This window comes from Pantoea sp. E956-1 (assembly GCF_982223955.1).
Window position 1 is genome coordinate 1 of the sequence record NZ_CEUYZP010000022.1, and the last position, 3707, is coordinate 3707.

The 3707-nt window shown below is 53.5% G+C and carries 5 protein-coding genes; 4 read left to right on the forward strand and 1 reads right to left on the reverse strand.

What is annotated here, in order from left to right; genetic code table 11:
* Nucleotides 1-408: 408 nt before the first annotated feature.
* Nucleotides 409-810, forward strand: coding sequence for a helix-turn-helix domain-containing protein (locus AC0T7J_RS24955; protein WP_473798373.1), 402 nt, complete (start codon nucleotides 409-411; stop codon nucleotides 808-810).
* A 1-nt stretch (nucleotide 811) separates the two neighbouring features.
* Here AC0T7J_RS24955 and AC0T7J_RS24960 read toward each other — a convergent pair whose 3' ends face one another.
* A complete protein-coding gene (locus AC0T7J_RS24960) occupies nucleotides 812-1057 on the reverse strand; it encodes a hypothetical protein (RefSeq protein WP_473798376.1) in 246 nt (81 codons plus the stop codon).
* 1017 nt (nucleotides 1058-2074) lie between these two features.
* On the opposite strand from AC0T7J_RS24960, the gene AC0T7J_RS24965 reads away from it, so the two are divergent.
* The 3 genes from AC0T7J_RS24965 to AC0T7J_RS24975 all read left to right on the forward strand — a co-directional run bounded on the left by AC0T7J_RS24965 (nucleotide 2075) and on the right by AC0T7J_RS24975 (nucleotide 3700).
* Nucleotides 2075-2683: a hypothetical protein gene (locus tag AC0T7J_RS24965; protein WP_473798379.1), complete on the forward strand. Its 609-nt coding sequence runs from the start codon at nucleotides 2075-2077 to the stop codon at nucleotides 2681-2683.
* A gap of 179 nt (nucleotides 2684-2862) precedes the next feature.
* Complete coding sequence (locus tag AC0T7J_RS24970; RefSeq protein ID WP_186748772.1) at nucleotides 2863-3018, forward strand: hypothetical protein; 156 nt, start codon at nucleotides 2863-2865, stop codon at nucleotides 3016-3018.
* A gap of 127 nt (nucleotides 3019-3145) precedes the next feature.
* On the forward strand, nucleotides 3146-3700 hold the full coding sequence (locus AC0T7J_RS24975; protein WP_186748771.1) for a tyrosine-type recombinase/integrase: 555 nt from the start codon (nucleotides 3146-3148) through the stop codon (nucleotides 3698-3700).
* Nucleotides 3701-3707: the final 7 nt, after the last annotated feature.

The following is a 3707-nucleotide window of genomic DNA, read 5'->3' on the forward strand; positions in this document are numbered from 1 at the left end:
CCGTCAGGGTCAATCCCCATTGATCAAAGAAGCCCTTGATCGATACATCGACCAGATGGAAGCCATTGCGAGCCACTACGAAGACGTCTTCCTGGTTCGATTCGACTTACACCTTCCCAAGCCAGACTCCCCACACGAAGCCAGTAAAGTCTGTGAGGCCATGTAGAGCATTTTGAGCGACTGCAAACCAACAGCTGTGGGGTAGGGCTACCAATAGATTAAAACGCCTGAGACAGCCATAGAGAGCCTGAAACAGTCATGATTCAATGCCGTTTCACCATCAGGGTTACTTTCATAAAGCATCGCCGCTAACCCACCCGGGCTAACCAGTACTTGGTGGCTCAGGTAGAGCACCAGAAATCCATCTACGCTACCCTTTGCACACATCTGCACAGTCACAGGCCAACCATGCTGCACACCGTACAAGAAGCCATCAAACTAGCAGGCGTCAGTAGACGAACTCTCTACAACCAAAACGATGCGGGCCGTATCTCCTACACGGTTGGGCCGGATGGTAGGAGACGATTCGAAACAGCCGAACTGGAGCGGGTTTATGGGCAACTTGCACAGGCCAATGCACAGCCACCTGCACAACCTTTCACACCCAATGTGCACACTGATACTGATCTCGGAAAGGTGATCGAAGCAGCCATACAACGAGCCACAGCCCCACTGATTGCCGAGATAGCATCGTTACGAGAAACGTTGCTTCGAATCGAACACAAGCCAGAGACAGCGGTTCAGCAGCCAAAGCCTCAGGCCACCAAACCAGCCGCATCCATTGCCGATGTATTAGCGTCCTGGGAGTAGATCAGTTCTCGTTAGAAACGAGGCTGTAGTCACACGTTGAACAACGGCGAATGGTGTAGTTACCCAGATTCGCAACAGCGTGCAGAGTCATCTTCGCGCAGTTGGTGCATTTCTGACCCCGGCCCTGACCCGGTTCAATCCCCTTATTCCAGCCCCAACCAGTGGCATTGCACTGCGTACATTGCTTCACCGAGCCGTTGTCGTAGAACGTCCGTTGATTACACGAAGGACAAGTCGAGCCAGCCATACATCACTCCCCATCAAAAAAGGGAACACTGTAATGGCTTGAAGCCAGTAAGTCAGGTTCGACGGCGTACACGGGGCAGGCTCGGAGCTTGAGCCTGAGCAGAATCTGGTGGCAACTTCCCCTAGGAAGGCACGTAGCCTAACCAGAGGAAGTAACCGAGTAATCGAGGGCTGGCCCGTCGCCGTCACCGTCGCATCACTGGGGCTGGTCGCAGATGCTTGCACCAACCTGAGCAGCTTTGCAGGAAATCACTCATCCCTGCTTGGCCGTGGTCTGCTCCACCGTGAGAGGGCGTCGCTCGGGAGGGTTACCCCAACATCCGAACACTGCAACTGCATCACGGCAACTTCACCACTGGCGATTCCGGTCAATCCCGCTCCTGATCGCCTCTCAGCACACACCACGCCGAAGTGACACTTATCCAACCACCAACGTGTGTGGCAGACCATTAAGCAGGAAGGGGTTGTATTGAGGGACGCACCCGCTAGAATGGGGGTACGAAGGCCAAAGCAACTTATCCTTGCTGGTCTGCGGGTCTTGCAGGAGGTCGAAGTCCTGTCAAAACCAAATTGGAAGCCATCGCCCGGCAAGGCGGTGGCTTCGTTCTTTCTGATCCCCGAATCCTAGCGATGCCTTCAGTCACTGGCAACCCTGCTGCGGGACAAATGCCCCCAAAACACCAAAGCCTTGCCAAACAGGCAATCGTCCTGCATGATGCCCGGTCTTGATTTTCAACTGGAATAATTCCGGATGGAGATCACAGCCATTCGCAAGCCCATCTCCCCAACTCAAAGCCCCGCAGCCTCTGGCTTACCGACAAGTCCAGTCCGGCTCCGCTGTGCTCGTTTTACAGTGGCTTGATTAATATCTTCTATCTTTTATGTAGTATCCATAGGGTGTGTACACCCATACAGCACATGGAGGTCGAGTGACGTGTCGAGTTCGTTGAGATACACCCTGCTGGAGTCATCAGACTATCGTGGCTACCCAGTGCAGTACCGTCAGGGTCAATCCCCATTGATCAAAGAAGCCCTTGATCGATACATCGACCAGATGGAAGCCATTGCGAGCCACTACGAAGACGTCTTCCTGGTTCGATTCGACTTACACCTTCCCAAGCCAGACGGTGACGTCCTGATCGCATCTGATGAAGCCAATAGCCGAGTCAGCAGCCTGTTCTCGGCCCTCAGGGACAACAAATTCCGGCAGCGACTGTGGGGCGGTCAGTCCATCAGGAAAAGTGCGTACGGCTGGTGTAACGAGCTGGAGAGGGCGAAGCAGCTCCACTACCACTGCTGGATCGCTGTACCCAAGGGACGGGTAGAGAACGCTGGGTCGATTCGTCGGCGTGCCGACGGTACCTACGAAACTTACGGGTTGATCGGCATGATCTTCGACATATGGCAGCAGCTAAACCCCGAGGGGTATGCCCACATCCACTGCACCGCCGCAGATGCCAAGCGAATCAAGAGCAGCAAGCGGGCTGATATGGAAGAAGCCATCCGCTGGTTGAGCTACATGACCAAAGCCAGAGGCAAGGTCGCATTCGAAGACGAAGATGGCGAACCAATACGCATACGACGCTTCGATGGATCACGCATAAAACCTGCTGGAAACCTCGGTTAACTGCTACGAAACTATAGGTAAAATCTCAGATCATCTTCGAATGTGATAGAATAAAGCTATGAACCATGGGGGTTTGCTAAGCAAAGGCCGTTCGTAATCCGGTTTTCATGCAAACCCCCGCTCGTGGCACACAAAAAAGCCCCGCTAAATACGTTCATCAACAACAAGGTGAACAACACATGAAGAAGATTCTGAAAGACGTCCTGATCAACCTACTGACCGAAGCTGGCAAGGGACTGGGATGCATCCTGATTGCACTCATGATCCAGCACATCCCACACAGCGATACGACCCCACCTGACCAGCTCCTGAAGCCAGCCATCATCCGCATCTAGTTTACAGAATGCTATTCTGTTAATAAGCGAACGCTTATGGGCGTTGACTTCTTGCTGGCACAGGGTAACATCCCACGCAACAGAAGAATCTGTTAATTAGAGAAGCCAGCAAACACAAGGAGCCGGTATGCAGTTGGTCGAAGCGGTGAAGACAACAGCCGAAGTACAGCAAATCGCTCACAAGCTGACATTGAACGCGAGGGGAAACACTCTGTACGCCGACCTGTGGAACTTCGGTCTACAAGTCGCCCTGCGTATCAGCGACCTCCTGACCATCACCTACGATGACGCCTTGCAAGGTCGTGTTGTGATCAAAGAGTCAAAGACGGGCAAGGTGCGGAGCATCAAGCTCAACGAGAAGGCCGCTGCCATCGTTCAGAAGCGTCGGGAAGCCAACCCTACCCACAGGTTCTTGTTCGAAGTGAACAGCAACAGAGCAAAGGACAAGCCGGTTAGCCGCATCGCCGTGGCCACCGCCTTCAAAGCAGTTGGCGATGAACTGGGCATCAGCCTTGGCACCCACTCGATGCGTAAAACTCGGGGTTGGTTGATGCACAGCAGCGGGGTATCCATCGAGAAGATTTGCAAGGTACTGAATCACTCCAGCCCCGCAGTAACGATGGCGTACATCGGTTTAACGCAAGCCGAGATTGACGACACCTACGACGAGTTCGTGATCTGACAGAAGC

Bases quoted from the DNA above. Each gene is read 5' to 3' on its own strand.
- AC0T7J_RS24955 (WP_473798373.1), top strand. From the start codon at position 409: ATGCTGCACACCGTACAAGAAGCCATCAAACTAGCAGGCGTCAGTAGA.
- AC0T7J_RS24960 (WP_473798376.1), bottom strand. From the start codon at position 1,057: ATGGCTGGCTCGACTTGTCCTTCGTGTAATCAACGGACGTTCTACGAC.
- AC0T7J_RS24970 (WP_186748772.1), top strand. From the start codon at position 2,863: ATGAAGAAGATTCTGAAAGACGTCCTGATCAACCTACTGACCGAAGCT.
- AC0T7J_RS24975 (WP_186748771.1), top strand. From the start codon at position 3,146: ATGCAGTTGGTCGAAGCGGTGAAGACAACAGCCGAAGTACAGCAAATC.